At 39.5% G+C, this 19717-nt stretch carries 17 protein-coding genes; 10 read left to right on the plus strand and 7 right to left on the minus strand.

Annotated elements, in window-relative coordinates; genetic code table 11:
• The first annotated feature begins 6 nt into the window (after positions 1–6).
• The 4 genes from AC0JIQ_RS13270 (at position 7) to AC0JIQ_RS13285 (ending at position 2422) form a co-directional block, all read left to right on the plus strand.
• The gene (locus AC0JIQ_RS13270; protein ID WP_474201928.1) at positions 7–831 is read left to right on the plus strand and encodes a carbon-nitrogen hydrolase family protein; all 825 of its coding nucleotides are present in this window, start codon (positions 7–9) and stop codon (positions 829–831) included.
• A 202-nt stretch (positions 832–1033) separates the two neighbouring features.
• Positions 1034–1381, plus strand: a complete 348-nt coding sequence (locus AC0JIQ_RS13275) for a DUF4951 domain-containing protein (RefSeq protein WP_474201929.1) — start codon at positions 1034–1036, stop codon at positions 1379–1381.
• Positions 1382–1461: 80 nt separating this feature from the next.
• Complete coding sequence (locus AC0JIQ_RS13280) at positions 1462–1899, plus strand: MarR family winged helix-turn-helix transcriptional regulator (RefSeq protein WP_474203269.1); 438 nt, start codon at positions 1462–1464, stop codon at positions 1897–1899.
• 88 nt (positions 1900–1987) lie between these two features.
• Positions 1988–2422, plus strand: coding sequence for an organic hydroperoxide resistance protein (locus tag AC0JIQ_RS13285; protein ID WP_474201930.1), 435 nt, complete (start codon positions 1988–1990; stop codon positions 2420–2422).
• A gap of 66 nt (positions 2423–2488) precedes the next feature.
• Here AC0JIQ_RS13285 and gspE read toward each other — a convergent pair whose 3' ends face one another.
• Positions 2489–3979 (minus strand): type II secretion system ATPase GspE, encoded by a 1491-nt coding sequence (gene gspE / locus AC0JIQ_RS13290; protein WP_474201931.1) that lies wholly within the window; start codon positions 3977–3979, stop codon positions 2489–2491.
• A 93-nt stretch (positions 3980–4072) separates the two neighbouring features.
• On the opposite strand from gspE, the gene AC0JIQ_RS13295 reads away from it, so the two are divergent.
• On the plus strand, positions 4073–4894 hold the full coding sequence (locus tag AC0JIQ_RS13295; RefSeq protein WP_474201932.1) for a hypothetical protein: 822 nt from the start codon (positions 4073–4075) through the stop codon (positions 4892–4894).
• A gap of 9 nt (positions 4895–4903) precedes the next feature.
• Positions 4904–5821: a mechanosensitive ion channel family protein gene (locus AC0JIQ_RS13300; RefSeq protein WP_474201933.1), complete on the plus strand. Its 918-nt coding sequence runs from the start codon at positions 4904–4906 to the stop codon at positions 5819–5821.
• Here the strand turns inward: AC0JIQ_RS13300 and AC0JIQ_RS13305 are convergent, their stop codons facing one another.
• A complete protein-coding gene (locus AC0JIQ_RS13305) occupies positions 5822–8698 on the minus strand; it encodes a DUF2339 domain-containing protein (protein ID WP_474201934.1) in 2877 nt (958 codons plus the stop codon).
• Between the two features lie 189 nt (positions 8699–8887).
• On the opposite strand from AC0JIQ_RS13305, the gene polA reads away from it, so the two are divergent.
• A complete protein-coding gene (gene polA / locus AC0JIQ_RS13310; RefSeq protein WP_474201935.1) occupies positions 8888–11653 on the plus strand; it encodes a DNA polymerase I in 2766 nt (921 codons plus the stop codon).
• Between the two features lie 59 nt (positions 11654–11712).
• Here polA and AC0JIQ_RS13315 read toward each other — a convergent pair whose 3' ends face one another.
• The 5 genes from AC0JIQ_RS13315 to ppx are packed head-to-tail and all read right to left on the minus strand — an operon-like array spanning position 11713 to position 16848.
• Positions 11713–12282: a YggT family protein gene (locus AC0JIQ_RS13315; protein ID WP_004664238.1), complete on the minus strand. Its 570-nt coding sequence runs from the start codon at positions 12280–12282 to the stop codon at positions 11713–11715.
• A 16-nt stretch (positions 12283–12298) separates the two neighbouring features.
• Complete coding sequence (gene proC / locus AC0JIQ_RS13320) at positions 12299–13138, minus strand: pyrroline-5-carboxylate reductase (RefSeq protein WP_474201936.1); 840 nt, start codon at positions 13136–13138, stop codon at positions 12299–12301.
• 3 nt (positions 13139–13141) lie between these two features.
• A complete protein-coding gene (gene tilS, locus AC0JIQ_RS13325) occupies positions 13142–14533 on the minus strand; it encodes a tRNA lysidine(34) synthetase TilS (RefSeq protein WP_474201937.1) in 1392 nt (463 codons plus the stop codon).
• Positions 14470–15294: an acetyl-CoA carboxylase carboxyltransferase subunit alpha gene (locus AC0JIQ_RS13330; protein WP_474201938.1), complete on the minus strand. Its 825-nt coding sequence runs from the start codon at positions 15292–15294 to the stop codon at positions 14470–14472. Before AC0JIQ_RS13330 ends, tilS begins: the two co-directional genes overlap by 64 nt.
• A gap of 33 nt (positions 15295–15327) precedes the next feature.
• On the minus strand, positions 15328–16848 hold the full coding sequence (gene ppx / locus AC0JIQ_RS13335) for an exopolyphosphatase (RefSeq protein WP_005214561.1): 1521 nt from the start codon (positions 16846–16848) through the stop codon (positions 15328–15330).
• A 273-nt stretch (positions 16849–17121) separates the two neighbouring features.
• Here ppx and trxA point away from each other — a divergent pair, with 273 nt between their 5' ends.
• From trxA to AC0JIQ_RS13350, 3 genes are all read left to right on the plus strand, one after another.
• A complete protein-coding gene (gene trxA, locus AC0JIQ_RS13340; protein WP_474201939.1) occupies positions 17122–17448 on the plus strand; it encodes a thioredoxin in 327 nt (108 codons plus the stop codon).
• A gap of 327 nt (positions 17449–17775) precedes the next feature.
• Positions 17776–19044, plus strand: coding sequence for a transcription termination factor Rho (rho, locus tag AC0JIQ_RS13345; RefSeq protein ID WP_004664227.1), 1269 nt, complete (start codon positions 17776–17778; stop codon positions 19042–19044).
• 393 nt (positions 19045–19437) lie between these two features.
• A complete protein-coding gene (locus AC0JIQ_RS13350; protein WP_005214563.1) occupies positions 19438–19692 on the plus strand; it encodes a hypothetical protein in 255 nt (84 codons plus the stop codon).
• The last annotated feature ends 25 nt before the right edge of the window (positions 19693–19717 follow it).

Here is a 19717-nt window from a genome sequence, read left to right on the forward strand (position 1 = left end):
GCTTGTATGACCTTACTTTCTGTTGCACAAATGAACTCTCAAAATGACATTGAAGTAAATTTCATCGTCATTGAGTCATTAATCCAACAAAGTAAGGCTCAAGCTGCTGAGCTTATTGTTTTCCCAGAAAATTTTGTTTGTTTTGCAGCAGGGAAACAACGCGAGACAGCAGCACAATTCGAGAGCATCCAACAACGTTTGGAACAATTGGCTCATCGTTATCAAATCTGGATTATTGCAGGTACCCTCCCTTGCCCATTTCGTCCTGATGGTTCAATCATTGATGATGGTCGAGTTCGAACCGTCAGTTTATGCATTAGCCCTGAAAGAACTGAAGCGCGTTATGACAAAATCCATTTATTTGACGTTCAGGTCAGTGATGCTGTAGGTGGCTATCAAGAATCAAAGTTCTTTGAACCTGGCGATCAAGTGGTAGTTGCCAAAACACCGTTTGGTAATATTGGACTGATGGTATGTTACGATTTACGCTTTCCAGAACTTGCTTTGATTCTACGCCAACAAGGCGCAAATATCCTAACCGCGCCTGCTGCATTTACTTACACCACAGGGCAACTTCACTGGCAATTACTATTACAAGCACGTGCAATGGATAGCCAATGTTATGTGCTTGGTGCAGCTCAGCAAGGCTGGCATGGTGAACAGCGTCAAACTTGGGGTCATGCAGGAATTACAAATAGCCGAGGGCAACTATTAGAAATGATTACGGCCGAAGGACATGGTTTAATTACATCTTCATTTGACCTAGCAGAACAAAATGATATTCGACTAGCAATGCCATTGATGCAGCATCGCAAACTTATCAATTATTAAAAATAATCGTTTTATCTAAGCATACTTTTGTTCAATTTATCCTCATATAGCATCACTTTGACTGTTATAGTCAATTTTCATAAATGTATGTTTTGTAGGATCATGATTTAATAGGCTTTATTTATCATGGTAGAACAAGATCAAGTGGTCGTATTCTATACGTGATGTAATATCTTCAATTAATTCGTATTAAGTTTGATTTATGTTTAAAGTAATTTTTTTATTTTTTATAGGGGCAATTGCACAACTCCATGCAGCCATAGTTGAAACCAATACCAGTCCACAAAGTGTCTTATCTACACCGCAAAATTTATCATTAAATTCTTTTGGACAATGGGTGATTGGTTGGGGAACGGGTGCTGAAGGTGCGAGACAAAGATTAGATAATATCCAGCGAGAAGACGTGCTTATTATCAAACAAAAAGGTGCAACTTTAGAAATGATTATTGCTTGGCAACAATTTTATGAACAAGAAGCGCTTAATAACCCCAATAATCCAACAGCTCGCTACAGAGCACGTTTAATGAAGAAGATTACTGAGCTTTGGTAATTATTGATGTGAAATCTGCATAACTAATCATAAGCAGATCACGATATACTGATCAAATGAATATACTGTTTGAGAAGCGCATGGGTGATGAACATAAGCAATTACTATTAGATAATCAGCTTTGTTTTCTGATTTACTCAACCAACCTTGCCTTAAATCAAGTCTACCGTCTATTGCTCTCTCCTCTCGGATTAACTTACCCTCAATATCTGGTAATGTTAGTGCTTTGGGAAAGGGATCAACTCAGTGTTTCTGAGATCGGTGAAAGATTATTCTTAGAATCTTCCACACTCACTCCATTATTAAAAAAACTTGAAGCCTCACAGCTAATTTCACGCAAACGCTCAGTCGAAGATGAAAGACAGGTTATTATTTCTCTTACGCCACAAGGTAATACTTTAAAATTACAAGCAGTCGATATTCCATCCAAAATTTCAGAAGCAGCGGCCTGTTCAACCACATCACTTACAGAGCTTAAAGATCAGCTTGCGACATTACGTCACCACCTCACGCAATAGAACCTAAGTTTACAAATCGATAGCTTGCATTTCCAGATATATCGTGTACGATTTAATTGTACACAATATTTATTCAGGAATAAAAATCATGTCTTTAGAACAAGTCGTTTATCGTGCAAAAGTAAAAGCTACAGGTGGTCGTGATGGTCGTGCAACTTCATCAGACGGTGTCTTAGATGTAAAATTAGGTGTGCCAAAAGAAATGGGCGGTGCTGGTGGTGAGGTGACCAATCCTGAGCAGCTCTTTGCGGCGGGTTATTCAGCATGTTTCTTAGGTGCAATGAAATTTGTTGCAAATCGAGATAAATTCAAAATTACGAAAGATGCTTATGTTGAAGGTGAAGTGGGAATTGGTCCAATTCCAAATGGCTTTGGTATCGAAGTCACTTTAAATGTCTATTTGATAGGTATGGAACAAGCTGAAGCTGAACAACTGGTTGCCGCTGCACACATTGTTTGTCCATATTCAAATGCAACTCGTGGCAATATTGATGTGAATTTTAATATCGTAACCACTGAATAATGATTTCAGATTTTATAAAGAAAAACAGCATGGTGATCCATGCTGTTTTGTTTACTTATATCATCTTTACACTTCCGCAGCTTCATTCGTCACACGCAATACTTCTTCTAATGTGGTTTTTCCAGCTAACACTTTCAATAAACCATCATCACGAATTGAAGCAGCATGGCGACGCGCATGATTTTCCAACTCAAACTCAGCTGCATTACCATGAATCAAACGGCGCATCGACTCATCTACTGGGACAATTTCATAAATTGCAGTTCGTCCGCTAAAGCCAACATGTGAACATTTTTCACAACCATGCGGTTCAGGCAACTGCATATATTCATCAACTTTGAGATGTTGGAACACTTGTCGCTCAAAATCATCTGCTTTTCGCCAAGTCACACAATGTGGACACAAGGTCCGAACAAGACGTTGCGCAATAACACCTATCAAAGAACTTGCCAACAAGAATGGTTCGATCCCCATATCTTTTAAACGTGTTACCGCACCAATTGCTGTATTGGTATGCAGCGTTGATAACACCAAGTGCCCTGTTAAAGATGCTTGTACCGCAATTTCAGCAGTTTCAAGATCACGAATCTCACCCACCATCACCACATCTGGATCTTGGCGTAGCATCGCTTTTAATGCACGTGCAAAGGTCATATCGACTTTAGTACTGACCTGCGTTTGACCAATCCCTTCCAATTGATATTCAATCGGATCTTCAGCAGTCAAAATATTACGCGTATTGTCATTAAGATCAGACAATGCAGCATATAAAGTTGTGGTTTTACCCGAACCTGTAGGACCTGTAACTAAAATAATGCCATGTGGTCGATGTACCAATTGCGTTAAACGCTCATAGTCATTTTTCATTAAACCAAGATGAGTCATATTTAAACGCCCAGCTTGCTTGTCTAGTAAACGCATGACCACTCGCTCACCATGAGAAGACGGTAAAGTCGATACACGTACATCCACTTCACGTCCCGCTAAACGTAATGAAATACGTCCATCTTGTGGAACACGCTTTTCAGCAATATCCAGTTTCGCCATGACTTTAATACGTGATACCAATAATGGCGCAAGTTCACGGCGTGGCTGTACAATTTCACGCAGTTGACCATCGACACGTAAACGTACCGAAAGTTTTTTCTCAAAAGCTTCAATATGAATATCAGATGCGCTGACACGAATCGCTTCAGACAATAAGGCATTAATTAGGCGAACAATTGGTGCATCATCCTCTTGATCCATCAAGTCTTCAGCTTCAGGCACTTGGTCTGCCAAACTTAATAAATCTGGATGATCTTCTAGACCCGCAGCCACTTGTTGTGACTCACCTGTATCCCCTGCATAACTCGAACTCAATAGAGCATGGAACTCTTGATCAGTACACAACTGATCGTGAGCCGATTTCCCCAAAATTCGACGTGCTTCCTGCAAAGCAATACGCGCGGTGTCCTTCCGTCGCACAATAAAAATTTGATCGCCTTCATAACGTAATAAAACGCCATGTCGTTTAGCAAAACTATAAGGAATTTGTATTTGTTTAAGTATTTGCATCACACAAATAATGATAAAAGAAAACAGTGAGTGTACTCTAAGCAGATTACAGCGTGAAGTCTGTTTAGCATACTCACACAGGAATTTTGCATCTTGTCTCAAAATAATCAATATCAAGCTCCACATGCCAACGAATTGAAATGGTGGGGCGAACAACAATTTGAAATTCAACAAGCCAAAGCTTGGCAATTTGGTTCATTATTATTTCGTCTGACACGTGGCATTAAAGAATGGCGCTTGGAATATCATCGCCCTCAATCTCAACATGATTACGAACAGCAATGGCATGTCTTGAATGACACGATTTTTGCAATGCCACAACCTGCAAAAATTGAACGTTATATGTTCCATAACACCCATGGTACGTTTCATTTAATGCCCCGTTTAGCAGATCGCTCTGTGGTGATTAAACCCGTTGATCCGATTTATATTCCTGCGGGACAACGTGGAACTTTATATATTAGTACCCCACTGTGGATTGCAGGTTTGGTGGATGGACTCACTGAACCTCTATTTGATATTCCTGTGATCCAACCGAAAGACACATGGTTCGGTAAAGATCCTCAGCACGGAGAGATTTGTTACGCGACCTCTGTAGATGGTCGTACTGATTTAAATCTGTTAAAACCACGTGCTTTTCGTGCAGTCACTCCAATTGAATTCCACAATACTAGCCAACATCAATTACGTTTTGATCGTATGAATGTTCCTGTTCCTGCTCTTCCCCTTTTCTATAGTGAAAGTACAGGTCGTTTATGGACTTCACAAATCAAAGTCTATTATGAAGGTACGGATCATCCAGCACGTATTCGGATTGAGAATAAAACCCCAACTCAAGCGGGTGAGGTTATCTATGTACATCCTCCTCGTGCGCCTGGAAGTACATTATTCAATATGTTTGATTCATTCTTTTAAGAGGTTGCTATGCCTGATTCGAATATTCCAAAGGATGTTGCTAGCAGTCTCGCCAGTATTTTCACCAATATTAACTTCGAACGTTTAAGCGAAATCGTTGTTGCGATTATTTTAGCGTTTATTGGTTTTGTAATCGCAAGACTGGTATCGAATGCCTTCATTCGTACAATTGGAAGTCGTTTTAATGCCCATCAACGCTTACTATGGCGTCGAGGGATTTTTTATTTTATTTTCCTGTTATTTATTATGACCAGCTTAAGAGAAGCTGGATTTAAACTCAGCGTGTTCTTGGGTGCGGCAGGGATTCTGACCGTTGCTTTAGGTTTTGCATCACAGACATCAGCAACCAACTTGATCAGTGGTTTATTTTTGATCGGAGAAGGTTCATTTGAAGTTGGTGATACGATTCAGATTACCTTAATTCGCGGACAAACTATTGAAGGACAAGTCATTTCAATTGACCTCCTCTCAGTTAAATTGCTGACACTGGATAATGTGTATATTCGTCTCCCAAACGAACAATTGATTCGAACACCCGTCATGAATTTATCAAAATATCCAATACGGCGTATTCCAATTACATTGGCGATTAATTTTCATGAAGACATTATCAAAGTACGACAAGTACTTTTAGATGTTGCTGCTAAATATCCTTTGGTCATGGATGATCCGAAAGCAACCGTTACTGTAACAGCATTTAGGGAGTCATCGATTGAACTTCTCTTTGCCGTATGGTGTCGACAGGAAAATGCATTGAAAGTTCGCGACGAAATGCAAGAACGTGTACGCAATGGTTTCTTAGAAAATCAAATTGAGATTCCTGTACCTAAAATGGGTTTAATTGATCGCCCTTTACCATTAGAAGATGATGAGGTTGATCAATATGCAAATCAAAAAGAACTGAAAACAGCAGAGAAAGAGAGATAATTAACTCTCTTTCTGAGTATCAGAAATTGCTGGTGGTAACGGTGCAAGATATGCAATCACAAGCATGATTGCACCTGACCCAATAAATGAAATGACACGAGTCAATGTGCCACTTTGCGATAGATCAAGCAGCAATAATTTAGCGACGACAATTGCCAATAATGCAGCTCCAACAAACCAGATTTGTCGAATATGGCGGCGACTGGAAAACGTCATCAAAATAAAGGCCAAAATCACCCATAATAAAGTTAGGCTCAGTTGTACATCACCATTCGACCAAATCTCGATACCCCATAGTGGTGTCCCAAGATAATGATGCATCGCACGCACAACAATACTACTCAAAACCAATAAGCCAACTAAAATAGTGGTGACTTTAAAGCCCCATTCTATTGAATGCTCATCACTCAGCTTGTATCGATAGACTATCCAGATCAGTCCGATGAAGATCAATAACGAGAAAAGATCAGTAAGATTTAATAAAGGTAAGAAATAATATTGTTCAGCAGAATGTATATCTAAACTAATCAGGATTAACCAAACTAGGCTTAAACTAAGCACAGGTATTTGTTGTATAAGCTGTGTATTTTTAGTGATTATTAAAAATATTCCATACAACACTGGAATGATCGCTAATCCGATTAATGGCATCATTGGGAAAATCGACAAACCAATACTCGCCAAACTTAACCACAATAAGCTTGACCATATAATAAGACTTTCCTTTGAAGTAATACTCTTCAAAGTGATTAGCATTAGAGCCAATACGACCGAAGCAACCGCAAAGCTGACTTGATTTAACTTACTCGACCAATGCAACAGAACATACACATTCTCTGCAAAACTTTCACCATAAAGCAGAAATAATAAACTCCCCAATAAGATCAGCTGTACATTGTCCCACTGTAATCTTGATGTAAAGTGAACGACTAGACTAAACGAAGCCAAAAATAAAACTGCTATTGCTAAATATGGGCTCAGTCCATGTTGTTGCCACTGCATCAATTCAACGCCTGCAATCGCTCCTGCATACATGCCCAATGCTAAAAAAATTCCACTGAGCATTCGAGCACTAAAATATTTTTCAACTTGTTGATAATTTAATAAATAGTAAGCTGAAATAAACTGAGCGATTGCATAGATGACTGTACTGAGTATCGGAAAGTGGTCATTTGACCAAACTTGGAAAATAAGTGCCACTGAACTTAACAGCACCAATACAACACCCACATAACGACTTAAACGATAACGTTCAGTTACTCCCCAGACAATTAATGCTGTTCCTTGAATCACCCAACCCGTTGAAGTCCAATGTGCCCCTTTAGCCAATGGGAAAATTAATGCAGTAAAAACCACTGCAAGAATAAAGAAACTTTTTGCCAAGATAGATAATTGTGGATGCCGACGTTTAATCCATAGATTTAATGTGATGTACACAATGGCTAATGCAACAGCTCCCCAAGTTAATGCTTGAGTCGAGTTATGCATTAAATATGCATGCAGGGAAAAACCAAGTACAGGAACACTAAAAATAAGCCCAACATCTAAGATAGGCTGTAGACGTTGACGACTTTGAGGAACTGTCTGATCGATACTTGTATCTTGAGTTTGTGTCCGTAACATTAGTTGGCTATAGCGAATACTTAACCAAATGAATAAAGCAATATGCAGCCATAAGATAATATCTAAGGTGTCAAACTGATATGTTTTTGCATATATCCCAATTGTTGCACAACCTATAAACATGGTGGCAAAAAATGCAATTTGATGCAAAATTTTCCACGGCTGAATAAAATTAACCGCAGCAACAGCTAAATTAATTAAAAAGTAATAGCCAAATAAGAAAATCACATCAGGATGATTTTGTGGAATCACCAGTGGTGCAAGATATGCCATGCTCAAAGCTAACATCGCTAAATACAAGGCTTGCTGTTTTAAACTGAGATAGACCGTCGCTAATAATAGAATTACAAATAAAATACTCGCTGTACTTAAGCTAGCAATCACGGCGAAGTGATGAGAGAAAATCAAGGTCAAAAAAACGACTGCCAAACCCACGCCTTGTAAAGCTACAGCAAATAATTGGTTTTTCTTTTGTAGTAAATAACCTGCTATGGTCGTGATAACACCAGCAAAAGCAATAAAACTGAGTTTCACCCCCAAGCTTAATTGCCAATGCTCGCTAGCAAAGCGTAACAGTAACACCACGCCAACCATTAATATTGCAACTGCAACGCGTAAAATGGGATTGCCATGCATCATCCAATCAAGTGCAGGTTGCCACCATGATACTGTTTGAGTTGTTGCTTGATGCTCAAAATCAACAGGTGACTGACTATTTTGATTTGGTATCGCCTGATAATCAGCTTTCATCCACGCAGGATGTTGTTCAAAAACTGGTGTCTGAGTTTCTCTCTTCTTGGCTTCATCAAGATACCGTTCAATATTTTGGGCGTTGATCTTTTGCTGAGCTAAAGCCTCTATGTCAGTCTCTACATTTGCATATTGTTCTAAATGAGTCAGTCGAGTTTGAAATGCACTGATCGTTTGGATTAAACATAGCATTAATACCAATAATGCACCGCCAGCTAACCACATCCACGTATTGGCGTAAGCAAAAAGTGCCACGAGTGCCGCAGCATAAATGATAATTTTTTGCCCATTTATATTCGCTGATTGTGCAAAAAAACTTGGCGCGACCTGCTCTAGCTGGCGTAAGCGCTGATGAATTTCTGAAATAACGTGCACAATAACAACAGTTAATCCAATTGTTGCAGCAACAATCGCTCCATGCCATTGAAATGCAATTGCACAAGCAAGCAGCACAGTCAAAGCAACTAAAACGATAATAATTCCCTGTTTATTTTTTTTATACATAGACTTAGATCAATTATGACAGCTTCATTTAAGTTATCTTACTTGATCACTTGATAAGCAGCCATTTTTACATACAAAATACTGCAATTATTTAACGCGACACAGTTTGCCACTGCTCTACAAGACAACAAGGACAGCCACTACTTTTTCACGTAAAATGCCATTTAGTTCATAATAAGGATTTGCATAATGCCACCTTTTGTCTTGGTTGACGGGTCTTATTTTTTATTTCGTGCTTTTCACGCTTTACCGCCATTAACAACCTCTACAGGTTTACACACCAACGCAATCCGTGGCGCAATTTCAGCAATTCAAAAGTTAATGCGTCGTACTCAGCCTACTCATATGGCTGTGATTTTTGATACACCAGAACCAACTTTCCGCCACAAATTATCACCCATTTATAAAGGTGATCGTCCAAGCATGCCTGAGGAGTTATCTCAACAAATTCCCTATCTACATGCACTGATCAAAGCTCAAGGAATTCCTCTGTATAGTCTTCCAGGTGCGGAAGCCGATGATATTATTGGTACACTCACTAAACGTGCATTGGCTGAAGGTCATCATGTCTTGATCTCAACAGGTGACAAAGACATGGCACAATTGGTTAATGAACACGTTAAACTCGAAGATAGTTTTAAAGAACGTGTGTTAGATGAAGCTGGGGTATTAGAAAAATTTGGGGTACATCCACATCAAATTATTGATTATCTCACCCTAATGGGAGATGCTTCTGACGGTATTATGGGAGTGCCAGGTGTAGGCGCAAAAACTGCCGCAAAACTACTGACAGAATATGGTTCATTAAATAATATTATTGCCAATGTTGATCAACTGAAAGGCAAAATCAGCCAAAATATTAAAGACAATTTAGAGAATATTAAGATTGACCATCAACTGGCCAGTATTGTCTGTGATCTAGATTTAGCTTTAGATTGGCATGATTTAAAACTAAGCAATCCAAATGTAGATCAATTACGTGACCTCTATACAGAACTAGAATTCCGTAACCAATTACAATCTTTAGACCATCCCAACAATCCAAATAATTCAGCTTATCAACAAACATCTCAAAGTATTGTCAAAGCCGAACAGAAAGTTGAGCAAGTGGTCACTGAGGATCATGCCAACCTTTCCAGTCAAGATGATCAACTCGGAACTGCAACCTATCACACGGTACTAACGCAAGATGCTTGGGATGCTTTATTTCAACGTATGCAGCATGCTGATCATTTTGCAATTGATACTGAAACTACTAATCTAGATTATCGTGTTGCTGAGTTAGTCGGCTTCTCAATCGCATTCGATGCTCATGATGCTTACTATATACCTGTTGCACATGACTATGAAGGTGCGCCTGTTCAACTCAACCGTGAAACATTATTAGCTCAGATCAAACCAATTTTAGAAAATGAGCAAATCAAGAAAATTGGTCATCACTTAAAATATGATGCGCATATTTTTGCTAATCACGGTATCACGATTCAAGGCTGGTATTTCGATACCATGCTTGCCTCGTATGTACTCAATGCAGCGGCAACTCGTCATGGGATGGATGATGTAGCTCGTGTTTATCTCAGCCATTTGACCACCACTTTTGAACAAATCGCAGGTAAAGGCGTAAAGCAAAAAACCTTTAATCAGATTGAATTAGAAATAGCGGCACATTATGCTGCTGAAGATGCACATGTCACTTATCGTCTTTATGAAGTATTAAAAGCAAAACTTCAAAGCCATCCTGAGCTTGTTCATATTCTACATAACATTGAAATGCCTGTAGCACGTGTGCTTACAGGTATGGAAGAAGATGGAATTAAACTGGATCATCAATTTTTGGATCAACTCAGTGTTGAGTTCTCTGAAACGATTCAAACTTTAGAAAACCAAGCAACTGAATTAGCAGGTGAAGCATTTAATATCGCATCACCTAAACAAGTGGGTGAAGTCCTATTTGATAAGCTTGGACTTAAAGGTGGTAAGAAAACTGCCACGGGTCAATACAGTACCAGTGAAAGTATTTTAGAGAAAATCGAACATCCTCTAGCTGAAGTTATTTTAGAACATCGTGGATTAGCAAAACTCAAAAATACTTATACTGATCGCTTGATCGAGCAATCACATGACGCAACGCATCGTGTACATACCAGTTATCACCAAGCACTCACGGCAACTGGGCGTTTATCTTCCACTGATCCAAATTTGCAAAATATTCCAATTCGTACACCAATTGGCCGTCAGATTCGTAAAGCATTTATTGCGCCTGAAGGTCGTGTATTACTCGCAGCCGATTATTCACAAATTGAGCTACGCTTAATGGCACATTTTTCGCAAGATGATGCTTTAGTTCATGCTTTCCAACAAGGCCAAGATGTACACCGTCGTACAGCATCAGAAGTCTTGGGAATTGCGATTGAAGATGTCACTAATGATCAACGTCGACAAGCCAAAGCCGTTAACTTTGGTTTACTCTATGGAATGTCTGAGTTTGGGCTTACTCGTCAACTGGGCTTTACACGCGAAGAATCTCGTAGCTATATTGCACGCTATTTCCAACGCTATCCGGGCGTACTCGACTATATGGAACGTACCCGTCAGATTGCACGTGAACAAGGCTTTGTTGAAACCATTTTAGGTCGTCGTCTGTATACACCAGACATTATGGCAACCAATAAAATGATCAAACAGGCAGCCGAACGCGCAGCAATCAATGCACCATTGCAAGGAAGTGCTGCTGATATCATTAAACTCGCCATGATTGCAGTTGATAAAGTCCTACCAAAAGATCAGGCTAAGCTGTTATTACAAGTTCACGATGAATTGGTATTTGAAGCAGATGTCGCTATTGCAGATGAACTTTCAAAACAAATTGCTGAAGTGATGCAATCGGTATTAGAAATTTCAGTACCATTTGTGGTTGAAGTTGGGCAAGGTCTTAACTGGGACGCTGCTCACTAATACGTGAGCCATAAAAAAAGGATTGTGTAACACAATCCTTTTTTTTTATTTAAAGCAGATTAAAGACCTGTTAAAAGAACTTTAGCTGCTTCATTCATTAATATCTCAGCAATATATAAAGCTAAGAAAGCCAAAATTGGAGATAAATCAATCATCCCCATATTCGGTAACAGACGACGAAATGGGGCAAGTAAAGGTTCTGCAAGCTCCTGAATCACTTCAATATAAGGTGACCGTGACTGGGTAAACATCACCACCCAACTCAAAATGATTGTTGCAAAAATCAAATAACGACAGAAACGAATTAAATCCTGGATCATCGTCACAAATGTCGTGATCACAAGATACACCGCACTATGTGGCATTTGTCCTGACAAATACATCAACCCAAAAATTTTCAGTAAGTACAATACCACCAACAAAGCAACTGCGGCTAAATTGACACGCCCCTTGCCTAGAGTGGGAAAAATACGGCTAAAAACATCCACAATCTTGGTCGCTTTCACGGTTGAAAGGACCACTGGATTGTATGGACTGACTGCCGCTAATTGCATTAAAAAACGGAAAAAGACCAATAAAATTGCAACATTGATCAAAACACCAAAAATTAGCGCAGAACTTGCACCCATAATTGTCTTATCCTACTTAAACCGATTTAGTCTTGTCACTCAACTCTTGTGCAAGCTCTTGGCTACGCTTCTGAGCTGCTGCAAGCGCTGCTTGAATATTTTGTGAAATCTGTGCACGATCAAACACTTCTAAAGCTGCTTGCGTTGTACCATTTGGAGAAGTCACATTTTTACGTAATTCTGTTGGAGAATTTGAGCTGGTAATCGCCATTTGTGCCGCACCCAACGCTGTTTGCAAAGTCAATGCCGTCGCGACTTTCTCATCTAAGCCCAAGTTTTTACCTGCACGAATCATACTTTCCATCAAGTAAAAGAAATAGGCTGGACCAGAACCAGAGACTGCTGTTACTGCATCAATTTGCGCTTCATTGTCTACCCAAATGGTTAAACCTGTCGCAGCCAAAATTTGACTGGTTAATTCACGATCTTGAGCATTTACTGCTTCAGATGCATAAATACCATGCGCACCCGTTTGTACCAATGCTGGCGTGTTTGGCATGACACGAACAATACGCTGACTACCGCCAATTAAATCTGAAATCGTTTGAATTTCAGCACCTGCAATAATTGAAATCACGAGTTTATCTGACAATAAATTTTTTAATGGTTGTAATACCGTTGCCAAAACTTGTGGTTTTACTGCTAACACCACCACATCAGCGTGTTTAACTGCTTCGACATTATCGACTGTGGTTTGAATTCCTTTTTCTTCTAATATGTGACGAATTTGTTCAACTGGATCAGAAACGGTAATGCGGGTCGTCGGTAAACCACGAGAAAGCAGCCCACCAATCAAGGCTTGCGCCATGTTACCACCACCAATAAAACAAATATTTTGATTCAATGTTGTCGCCATGTCCTACTCATCATATGAAAAAGACTGCTGAAAAAAGTCATTGCAGTCAGAAATTAAACTTGGTTGCCAACCGCCCTGCTCTAAATAATCAGATTGCGCCAACCAAAAACCCTTTGGGCTAAAAACCCCAAGCATAACATTATCTACGACCAATATTTGAATTGTATGACGTAACCAAGGTAAAATCTGTGCATCTTGAATGGCTTTTTTCAGTGGCCAATGTCCAACTCGACCATAGAGATGAATTTTTTCCCCTCCTAGGCGTTTCAGCAGCTTTAACTCTCGCCCTAAAAGCTGGGATGAAAACCCAATCGCTTGAGATTCGATTTTAAACGTTCCAGCCGCAACTTTGATCGTTTCACCCATCTCATATCGCTCTAATAATGCAGGCAGAATGGTAGATTGTTTTTCTGCATATAATTGGTTGTGAGTTAAACGATATAATTTTTTCTGATAGCGAACAAAATAGTGTTGATTGATATGTAAAATTGCCTGAGCATCTGGCTTTGCTAGAATAACCTCTTGTTGTAAGCGTTGTACCATATCGTAGCTTGGACGATATTGATCCTTACCTTTTACCCAAGCGGACAGTAATTGACGTTGTCGTGCATCCGATAATTCCAACAAACAAGTTAAATCCAGCTCATTCTCAGTTGCACATAATTTCCAATCACTTTGCAGCACATCATCTAAAATTTCTGCCGCATCTTGCATCAGATAACTCGTTCGTGACACAGCTAACTGCATTTTAGGGAAGCGTTTTTGTAAGACACCCCATAACTCTTCTCGACACCATGCCCGATCATAGTGCGTATCGTAATTGGTGAGATCAGTCACATAATCAAAACCCAGTTGCTGTGACCATTGCTCAATTTGCTCACGACTCATATCTAAAAATGGTCGCCAAATGATCATATCTTGCCGAACATCAATTTGCTGCATCGCTGCCAAACCATTGACACCTGCACCAGAGAATAATCGTAATAACAGCGTTTCCGCTTGATCCTGCTGATGATGCCCGAGTACTAAAATGTCATTCTCAGTTAAATGTCTACAATAAGCTTGATAGCGCGCATTTCGTGCTTGTTGCTCTAGATTACCTGACTCGACGGAGACTTTTTGCAAAACACAAGGAATCTTTAGCGCATCAGCGTGCTTTTGTACTAAATTGCCCCATTCTTCACTCATCGATTGAAGTTGATGATCAATATATATCGCACGAGTTCGGGTGGGGAGAAGTTCAGACATCAGATACAACAACAGCATGGAATCCATGCCGCCGCTGCACCCAATTAAGAATTGAGTTTGTTCAGAAAAATGCTGAGTTTGTGCTAAGACGCGATGCCTAAATTGCTGCTGCCAAACTTCATTAAACGTTGATAACGTGCATCGCATCGTTCTTGTGCATCCATCAGTTGCAATTCATTTAAGGCTAGTTTTAACACATCTTTCAAATCATGCATGACTTTTTCAGGTTGTAAGTGTGCACCTTCACCCTCATCCACCACATACTCAACAATACCTAAAGCTTTCAGCTTGTCGGCAGTTAATGCGAGCGCTTCACTGGCTTGAGCAGCTTTATCTGCAGTTTTCCATAAAATCGAAGCACAGCCTTCAGGTGAAATGACTGAGTAAATACTATGCGATAGCATAATCACGCGGTCAGCGACACCAATACCCAGTGCCCCGCCAGAACCGCCTTCACCAAGTACAGTCGCAATCACAGGTACTTTTAAACTAGAAAGCTGCGCTAAACTTGTTGCAATCGCTTCTGCTTGACCACGCTCTTCGGCACCTACACCAGGATAAGCTCCCATGGTATCGACAAAAGTAAATACTGGAAGATTAAAACGTTCAGCCATATCAAGTAAACGCTGTGATTTACGATAACCTTCTGGATTACACATACCGAAGTTATGTTGTAATTTTTCACGCGTACTGCGACCACGATGTTGACCAACCACCATCACTGGCTGCCCATCGAAACGAGCTAAACCGCCAATCATAGCACCATCGTCACCATATAAACGGTCACCATGAAGAGCATCAAATTCAGTAAAGATTTCACTGACATAATCTAGAAATTGCGGACGTTCAGGATGTCGTGCAATTTGAACCGTAGCCCAAGCCTTGGACTGAGTCGCTTTATTTTTCATAAGTCGTAGATAATCCCTAACAAGGATATATTGTTAATCAACAAAATTGTCTGACTGAATATTTAACTCAATGTCCCAATGTTTAAATTGCACTTGCTCATCATGCAAGTCTGCAACCAATAAAGGCCATTGTTTAGCATCACCAGAAACGCTGAGTTGCCATTGTTGATCATTTCCAACGCTCAGTTCAATGGCAGGAAGCATCTGATCACTACGACTATGGTTCAGCAAAACAGCGAGACGAAGCAGTAAGCAGAGATACAATAAATGACTACCACCAACTTTTAGAACGTCATTTTTTGCATCAGCCCGTAACTTACGACGATGATGTGAAACTAAATGCGAGAGATGATTTTGATCAATTTGTGAAAAACCGGGAATATCGGAGTGCTGTAATAAATATGCGCCATGACGATGGTATCCACCATGGCTAATTGCTAAGCCGATTTCATGCAAATAGGCCGCACGACGCAGTAAGTCACTGTCTTCAGTCGTTAAATTTAAAGCATCCGCCACACCATCAAATAGCTGTTGTGCTGTATTTACGACACGTTCCGCTTGCTTTGGATCAGCATTATAACGTCCCATTAAGGCTTGCACACTTCTGTCACGAATATCTTCATGCTTGAAGCGACCAAGTAAGTCATACATCACGCCTTCACGTAAAGCACCATCAGAATATGCCAATTTATCAAGCTCTAAAACTTCAAAAATGGCATATAAAATCGCAAGACCTGCTGGCAAAACTGCTCGTCGATCTTCACGTAGACCTTCAAAATCAATTTCAGAAATATGTTTAAATTTGAGCAAACGATCTTTTAATTTATATAAGCCTTCACGAGTTAAATTTTCTTGTTCATCACTCAAACCAAGATTTACAGTAATTTGACGACAAGCTTTGATTGTTCCACTTGAGCCAACAACAGTATCCCAACCTTCTGCTTTATAGGTATTTGCAATCGCAGAGAGTTCTTTACGCGCTGCGACAACAGCTTTATCAAAAGCCTTGCTTGAAATCTCACCATCAGCAAAATAAGCTTTACTGTAAGCGACGCAACCCATTTGCAAAGATTCAGTATGCAGTGGCTCAAATTCTTCGCCGATAATAAATTCTGTTGAACCACCACCAATATCAATCACTAAACGTCGACCACCATTAGCCATCGTGTGTGAAACGCCTAAATAAATTAGACGCGCTTCTTCACGTCCAGCAATAATTTCAATTGGTTTTGGTAAAATTTCAGCTGCTTTTTGAATAAATTCATGACCATTTTTTGCTTGTCTTAAAGCATTCGTCGCCACAATTCTTAGACGATTTGCTTGAACAGAGCTTAAACGACCTACAAAACGAGCCAAACACGCAAGTCCACGCTGTTGCGCAGCTTCAGTTAAATTTTTATTTTCATCCAACCCGGCTGCTAATTGTACTTTTTCTGACATTGAAGCAACTTTTTTCACTTCACCGTGATCAACACGAGCAATCGCCAAGTGGAAACTATTCGACCCCATATCAATTGCAGCAAGTAATTCTTCATCAATCAGAAAATCAGACATTATTCATATAAACCTATGCTCAATTCACGCATTAGAGTAATTCACACGCCAATAATTTTAAAGTCATTTTAAGCAATAATAGGTGCGTATTTTCGCTTTTAAGCTATAAATGATTGTAGAAGCCGATAATCAACATCGTGAGCATCCATTAGACTTTTCATTTTGAAACTTGAATAATCAGAACAAACCCTTACATTGAGTAAAGTAGCAATGTAATATTCATGCTGATGATGAACGAATTTGCACTTTATTTATTAAATTTGGAGTAACCTTATGTCTGCGACTATTGTTAATACAACTGATGAAAACTTCCAAGCAGATGTTTTAGATGCTGAAACTCCTGTACTTGTTGACTTCTGGGCTGGCTGGTGTGCGCCATGTAAAGCCATTGCACCAGTGCTAGAAGACCTTTCAAATGAATATGCAGGAAAAATCAAAATCGTTAAAGTTGACGTGACTGCATGTGAAGACACTGCTGTGAAGTACAACATTCGTAACATTCCAGCATTATTAATGTTTAAAAATGGTGAAGTTGTTGCTCAACAAGTCGGTGCAGCGCCTCGTTCTAAACTTGCAGCATTTATTGATCAAAATATCTAATGAGATTTTGACCGTATAAATTAAGAGAAATACGTCTAAATTAAGCGACGTATTTCTCAGTAAAAATTGACAAATTTCTTAGTTTCGCTTATATTCTTGGATCAAGAAGCTTTGAATGGAATCTACTTCATCGCGTTTCTTACAAGACACAAACATAAGATCGCCGCTCGGCAATAATAATTGTTTTCACATTTCTCTCTGAAACAATGAACCAGACTACTGAATTGTGGTTGTGTAACTATACAATTACATCAGCATGTATGTATGCGGTCGATTTTTTATTCTTTCCAAACACTCCTCCACTTATTCCATTCTGTCTGACCACTTATGAACTTAACTGAACTCAAGAAAAAACCCATTGGCGAACTCATTAAAATTGCGGAGTTTATGGGCCTTGAAGGCATGGCACGTAACCGTAAACAAGATATTATTTTTGCCATTTTAAAACGCCATGCCATGAATGGCGAAGAAATTTTTGGTGATGGTGTTCTCGAAATTCTTTCAGATGGTTTTGGCTTTTTACGCTCTGCTGCTGGTTCATATTTAGCAGGACCAGATGATATCTATGTGAGCCCATCCCAAATTCGCCGTTTTAACTTACGCACAGGCGATACCATTACAGGTACTATTCGCCCACCAAAAGAAGGCGAACGTTACTTTGCATTACTAAAAGTTAATCAAATTAACTATGACACCCCTGAGAACTCGCGTAATAAAATTTTATTTGAGAACTTAACCCCTCTCTTTCCAACAGAACAACTGATTATGGAATTGGGCAACGGTACAACTGAAGATCTCACAGCTCGTGTGGTCGATTTGGTTGCTCCGATTGGTAAAGGTCAACGTTCTATTATTGTTGCACCGCCTAAAGCAGGTAAAACAATGCTATTACAAAACATTGCTCAATCAATTGTGCGTAATAATCCCGAAGTGTTCTTAATCGTACTTTTGATTGACGAACGTCCTGAAGAAGTTACAGAAATGGAACGTACTGTTCGCGGTGAAGTTGTGGCATCAACATTTGATGAAGCACCTGCTCGCCATGTCCAGGTTGCAGAAATGGTGATTGAGAAAGCAAAACGTTTAGTTGAGCATAAAAAAGACGTTGTGATTTTACTTGACTCAATTACTCGTCTTGCGCGTGCCTACAACACGGTGATTCCATCATCAGGTAAGGTATTAACCGGTGGTGTCGATGCTCACGCATTAGAACGCCCTAAACGTTTCTTCGGTGCTGCACGTAACATCGAAGAAGGTGGTTCTCTAACCATAATTTCAACTGCTTTGATCGAAACCGGCAGTAAAATGGATGACGTGATTTACGAAGAATTTAAAGGCACAGGTAACCAAGAAATTACGCTTGATCGCCGTATTGCAGAGAAACGTGTATTCCCTGCAATGAATATCAAAAAATCTGGAACTCGTCGTGAAGAGCGCCTAATGAGTGAAGAAAATCTACGTAAAGTTTGGATTTTACGCAAATTGCTTCACCCTATGGATGAACTTGCTGCAATGGAATTCTTATTAGATCGTATGAAAGAAACTAAAACTAATGATGACTTCTTTGATCAAATGAAACGTAAAGCATCTACATAAGATAAGTGCATTAAAAAAGGCTACCTTTATGGTAGCCTTTTTTATTTGGTTGACAAACTTACATAATATTTACAGATTATTTTAAAATCCCAATAAAACAATAAGCCATTGTTTTTAATAAATTTAAAATTAATTTCAATGATAAAAATAATAAAATACCGATTTTAATTTTAATTTCCATAGTTTTTTTCTATCAAAAAATAGCCAAATTCTGCCCATTTTTGTCGTTTTGTTGGACAGAACAGTAGTAATTCATGATCTGCTTTGATAGGATAGCAGCAGACCAGTTAGGCTGCTCCCTGCGTTGTTACCTAAAGCGTTTAGGAATAATAAAAGCACAAACAGACTAACTCTAGGTTTTTTTTAATCTCACAATTTTATGAGAGTGATGCCATGTTATTCAAAAAATTCGCTGTTGCTGCTGCTATTGCTACTACTTTAGCTTTCGTTGGTTGCTCTAAGAAAGAAGAAGCTCCTGCTGCTGATGCTAACGCTGCTGCTTCTGAAGCTGTAGCTGCTGCTTCTGAAGCTACTACTGCTGCTTCTGAAGCTACTACTGCTGCTTCTGAAGCTACTACTGCTGCTTCTGAAGCTGCTGCTTCTGCTCCAGCTGCTTCTGAAGCTGCTCCAGCTTCTGCTGCTCAATAATCTAATATTTTTAGATTATCAAAAA

This window comes from Acinetobacter sp. FB (assembly GCF_056033405.1).